Here is a 5,037-nt window from a genome sequence, read left to right as displayed (position 1 = left end):
CGCATGCCCTGCGGAAAGGTCGATTTCACCCGCTCGACGTAGCGGAAGCGGCCGTCGTCGATCCGCTGCGCGCGCCCGATCTGCTGCGCCGGCGCGGGATCGACACCAGCCTCGAGCAGCGCCTCGATCTCCACCTCGGCGGCGTCGGAGAGCTTGAAGCCGTCGGGACCGAAGAACTTGATCCCGTTGTCCTCGGCCGGGTTGTGCGAGGCCGAGATCATGATGCCGAGATCGGCGCGCATCGAGGGGGTCAGCAGCCCCACCGCCGGCGTCGGCACCGGGCCGAGCAGCAGGACGTTCATGCCGGCGGAGGTGAGGCCCGCGGTCAGCGCGTTCTCGAACATGTAGCCGGAAAGCCGCGTGTCCTTGCCGATCACCACGCGGTGCACCGCGCTGCCGCCGTCGCGGCGGAAGTACCGCCCCGCCGCCTGTCCGAGGCGGAGCGCGAGGTCCGCCGTCATGGGCGCGGTGTTGGCCCGCCCGCGGATGCCGTCGGTGCCGAAGAAATTGCGGGTCATGCCGCCTTGCCTCCCTCTTCCGTCGCCTGCCAGAGCGCGAGCGCCTGCGCCGTCTCCGCCACGTCGTGCACCCGCAGGAGCTGCACCCCCTCGGCCACCGCCCGGAGCGCCACGGCGACGGAGCCCGGCGCGCGCGCCGCGCCGCCGGGCGCGCCCGAGACCTGCCCGATGAAGCCCTTGCGCGAGGCGCCGAGCATCACCGGCACGCCCAGCCCGTGAAAGAGCGCGATGCCCCGGATCAGCGCGAGGTTGTGCGCGAGCGTCTTGCCGAAGCCGATGCCGGGATCGACGACGCAGCGCGCGCGCGGGATGCCCGCGGCCTCGGCCCGCGCGAGATGCCCCTCGAGCGCGTCGAAGACGTCCAGCAGCACGGCGTCGTAGCGCGGGTCGTCCTGCATCGTCTCGGGCGTGCCCTGCGCGTGCATCAGGATCACCGGCGCGCCCGTCGCGGCGCAGACGTCAGCCAGCCCAGGGTCGAAGGTGAGCGCCGAGACGTCGTTGACCACCGCCGCCCCGGCCTCGAGCGCGGCCCGCGCGACGGCGGCCTTGCGCGTGTCGATCGAGACCGGATGGCCGAGCGCGGCGACAGGGCCCGTCACGGGGGCGATGCGCGCGATCTCCTCCCGCTCGGGCACCTCCACGGCGCCGGGGCGGGTCGATTCGCCACCCACGTCGATGATCTCGGCCCCCGCCTCGGCCATCGCGCGGGCGGCGGCGACGGCGGTCTCGGGGTCGAGATGCGCGCCGCCGTCGGAGAAGCTGTCGGGCGTGACGTTCAGGATGCCCATGATCCGCGGACGGTCCATGGCGAGGCCGGCGAGCGGCGCGCGCGGCGCGGTGAGCGCGGCGCGCCAATCCTCGGGCAGGTCGGACGCGGGGACGAGGCGCGGGGCCGCCACGCGGGAGAGGCATTCGGCCTCCGCGAACCACGCGGGGCCGCCGGCGAGCGGCACCGCGTCATCGTGGCGGACCGCGCCGTGGCGGACGATCGGGCGATAATACGTCATGGATTGCTGCATGCGCGAAGGCGGCGCGCTTGGCAAGCGGCTCAGAGCGCGGGCGCGTCCGCCTCCGCCGCGCGGACCGGCAGCCCCGGCTCCTCCGGCGGGGCTTCGCCGACGACGACGAGCTCGGCGGCCTGCATCTGCCGCCCGAGCCAAGCGGCGAGCGCCACGCCGTCGCGCGGCTGCGCCTCGGGGCTGTCCACCGCGTCGAGCACGATCTTCGAGGGCGCCCAGACGCTGATCTGCCCGTGCTTCATCGCCCAGTCGAGTTCCGTCCGGCTCTCGACCACGACACAGCGCGCGTCCCGCCCCGCGAGCACCCAGGCGTTCTGCTCGAGGGCGAGAAGGTCGATGCGCCGCTGCGCGAGCCCCGCGCGTGCCCGCGGCGCCGGCAGCTCCGGCGCGCCCACGCAGAGGATCGCGGGCCGCCCCGCCGCCTCCAGCCCGTCGAGCCAGGGCGCCAGACGATCCGAGGCGATCGCGGCGTTCGAGAGATAGACGATGACAGGGTGCGGCCGATCCTCGTCGCGCACGAGATGCAGGTCGCGCGGCAGGTCGCGGCGCGTGCGCACGATCTCGACGCCGAGCGCGCCGGGGCCGCGGTCGAGCTTCTCGACGCGCACGAAGGCGCGCATCGCCATGGGCTCCAGAAGGATGCGCTCGGCGATGCGCTCCGCGAGCGTCTCCAGCAGGTTGACGCGCTCGGCGGCCAGTTCCTGCGCGATGGCCTCGGTCAGGCGGTCGTAGCTCAGGATGCGGTCCACGTCGTCGGCCACCGGCTCGGTCAGCGGGCGCACCTCGACCACCACGTCGAAGCGCACGCGCTGCGTCGCCCCGCGCTCGGCCTGGAAGGCGCCGATCTCCACCTCGACGACGTGCTCGCGCAGCGAGATGCGGTCGCGCGGGCGGTCGTCGGCGGTGGCGACGGCACGCTCCACCGGGTGCGAGAAGGCGAGGTGGACATCTGACATGAGGGGTACGCTCCGGGCCGATTCGCTCGCGACCCTACCCCGCGGTGCCGGGCACCGACAGGGCGCCCAACGGCACCCCGTCGCCCGTTCGCGGCACGCTCAGTTCGACGACACGCGCACCGGCTTGCGGTAGAAGTGGTGCACGCCGATCGTCGCGGTGCGCGGATACACCCCCGCCCAGCGCGGGCTCACGTGTTTCGTGTGGTAATGCGTCGCGCCGTCGGTCAGCGCCCGCGGCGCGCCGTCGATCATCGCGCGCGCCACCTTGCCGACCTGCGCCCAGGCCTCGGGCTCGTGAATCGTCTCTGCCGCGCCGTCGCAGGTATAGGTGAACTGGCACTGGTAGAGCTCGCCGGTGCCCTGCTCGATCACGCCGCAGACCGTATCCGGAAAGACGGAGCTTTCCACCCGGTTGAGGATCACCTCGGCCACGGCGAACTGCCCGCGCACGCTCTCGCCGCGGGCCTCGAAGTAGAGCGCCTCGGACAGGCACTTCCATTCCGCGCCCCCGTCGGGCGCCGCCTGACCGGCAAGCCAGTCTCCGTCGTAGCTCACGCGGACCACGTCTTCGTCAGCCTCCGCGGCGGCGCGCATCAGGCGCTGCAGGCGGTCGCGCGACACGGTTTCGAGCGCGTCACGCTCTATGCGCATCAGGTGCTGCGCCGGGTCGGACGCGAATTCGGCGCCGGCCGGTGCAGCCAGCGCGACGGCCGCCGCACCGGCAGCGATAAGCTTGCGCATGACATCCCCCAACTCCTGTCCGGCCCGGCGGGCCGAAGCACCGGGCGAGGAGGTATCGGAACCGGCGCTGGATTGTCCAGAAACGACCATGCCATCGGCGGGAATTCGCTTGACAGCGCCGGCGGCTTTGGATCCCGGACCAAATGTCGAGGGTGGCGCCGCGGCCGCTACGCCATCTTGTCCATGAGCGCGAGCTGCGCCGCGGCAAGGCGTGCCACCGGCACCCGGAACGGCGAGCACGAGACGTAGTCGAATCCGGCACGGCGGCAGAAGGCGATCGATTCGGCATCGCCCCCATGCTCGCCGCAGACCGACAGCACGATGTCCGGCCGCCCGATCCGCCCGCGCTCCGCCGCGATCCGCAGGAGCTCGCCCACGCCCTCCACGTCGAGCACGTGAAAGGGATCCTCCGGAAAGACGCCCTGCGTGACATAGGCCGACATGAAGCGCCCCGCGTCGTCGCGCGAGAGGCCGTAGGTCATCTGCGTCAGGTCGTTCGTCCCGAAGCTCAGGAAGGCGGAGTGATGCGCGATATCCTCCGCGCGCAGGCAGGCGCGCGGCGTCTCGACCATCACGCCGAGGCGATAATCGAGCCGCGCGGTGCGCTCGGTCATCACCGCGGCCGCCACCGCGTCGATCCGGGTCTTGACCAGTTCCACCTCGCGCTTGGCCGAGACGAGCGGGATCATGATCTCGGGCACGACCGGCGCACCCTCGCGGCTCGCTTCCTCGGTCGCCTCGAAGATGGCGCGCGCCTGCATGTCGTAGATCTCGGGCACCGCGATGCCGAGGCGCACGCCGCGCATGCCCAGCATGGGGTTGTATTCGCCGAGCGCCTCGACCCGGCGGGTGACGTCCGAGAGCGGCAGGTCAAGCGAGGCGGCAAGCTCGCGCATCCCGGCGCGGTCGCGCGGCAGGAACTCGTGCAGCGGCGGATCGAAGAGGCGGATGCAGACCGGCTTGCCCTGCATGATCCGGAAAAGCTCGACGAAGTCCCGCCGCTGCATGGGCAGCAGCCGTTCGAGCGCCGCGCGGCGATCCTCCGGCGTGTCGGCGAAGATCATCTCGCGCATGGGCGTCATGCGGTCGCCCTCGAAGAACATGTGCTCGGTGCGGCAGAGCCCGATGCCCTGCGCCTCGAAGTTGCGCGCGGTCTGCGCGTCGTCGGGCGTGTCGGCATTGGCGCGCACGCCGATGTCGCGCACCGCGTCGGCCCAGGACAGGAAAGTGCGGAAGGCATCGTCGAGCGCCGCCTCCACCATCGCGGGCGCGCCGGCGAGCACGTCGCCGGTGGTGCCGTCCACGGTGATGATGTCGCCCTCGCGCAGCGTCCGCCCGTCCGGCGCGACGAGGGTCCGGTCCTGCGTGCGAAAGCCGAGCTCGGAGGCACCGACCACGCAGGGCAGGCCGAGGCCGCGCCCGATCACCGCCGCATGGCTGGTCATGCCGCCGCGCTCGGTCAGAACGGCGACCGCGGCGTGCATGCCGCGGATGTCGGCCGGCGAGGTCTCGCGCCGGACGAGCACGGCCGATTCCCCCCGCGCGGCGGCGGCCTGCGCGGCGTCGGCGGAAAAGACGATCCGCCCGGAGGCGGCGCCGGGGCTCGCCGCGACCCCGCGCGCGAGCCGGTTGCGCCGCGCGCCGGGCGCCACCTGCCGGTGCAGAAGCTCCGAGAGCGCGCCGGGCTCGACGCGCATCAGGGCCTCCTCGCGGGGCAGGATGCCATCCTCGGCGAGCGCGACCGCGATCCGGAGCGCCGCGCGCGGCGTGCGCGCGACGCGCACGCCGTCGAGGATGACGACG

At 73.1% G+C, this 5,037-nt stretch carries 5 protein-coding genes; all 5 read right to left on the bottom strand.

All coding sequences use genetic code 11. The features are described 5' to 3' along the window. Nucleotides 1-518, bottom strand: a 518-nt coding sequence (locus ACESL7_RS12935; protein WP_487247757.1) for a phosphohexomutase domain-containing protein, incomplete at its 3' end; no start/stop codon positions are given. Beyond that, nucleotides 515-1,525: a dihydropteroate synthase gene (folP, locus tag ACESL7_RS12930; protein ID WP_372893726.1), complete on the bottom strand. Its 1,011-nt coding sequence runs from the start codon at nucleotides 1,523-1,525 to the stop codon at nucleotides 515-517. The genes folP and ACESL7_RS12935, both read right to left, overlap by 4 nt. 41 nt (nucleotides 1,526-1,566) lie before the next feature. Beyond that, the gene (locus ACESL7_RS12925) at nucleotides 1,567-2,493 is read right to left on the bottom strand and encodes a dihydroneopterin aldolase (RefSeq protein WP_372893725.1); all 927 of its coding nucleotides are present in this window, start codon (nucleotides 2,491-2,493) and stop codon (nucleotides 1,567-1,569) included. Nucleotides 2,494-2,592: 99 nt separating this feature from the next. Then, nucleotides 2,593-3,234: a cell wall hydrolase gene (locus ACESL7_RS12920; protein WP_372893724.1), complete on the bottom strand. Its 642-nt coding sequence runs from the start codon at nucleotides 3,232-3,234 to the stop codon at nucleotides 2,593-2,595. Between the two features lie 167 nt (nucleotides 3,235-3,401). Continuing rightward, nucleotides 3,402-5,037: putative PEP-binding protein (locus tag ACESL7_RS12915; RefSeq protein WP_372893723.1), on the bottom strand; the 1,636-nt coding region annotated here is incomplete at its 5' end.

It is taken from the genome of Rhodosalinus sp. (assembly GCF_041685465.1).
GTDB lineage: Bacteria > Pseudomonadota > Alphaproteobacteria > Rhodobacterales > Rhodobacteraceae > Rhodosalinus.
Note: the sequence above shows the minus strand (reverse complement) of the source record. Positions and strands in the feature narration are given on the sequence as shown.

Coding starts and splice junctions, on each gene's coding strand:
- folP (WP_372893726.1), bottom strand. CDS start 1,525: ATGACGTATTATCGCCCGATCGTCCGCCACGGCGCGGTCCGCCACGAT.
- ACESL7_RS12925 (WP_372893725.1), bottom strand. CDS start 2,493: ATGTCAGATGTCCACCTCGCCTTCTCGCACCCGGTGGAGCGTGCCGTC.
- ACESL7_RS12920 (WP_372893724.1), bottom strand. CDS start 3,234: ATGCGCAAGCTTATCGCTGCCGGTGCGGCGGCCGTCGCGCTGGCTGCA.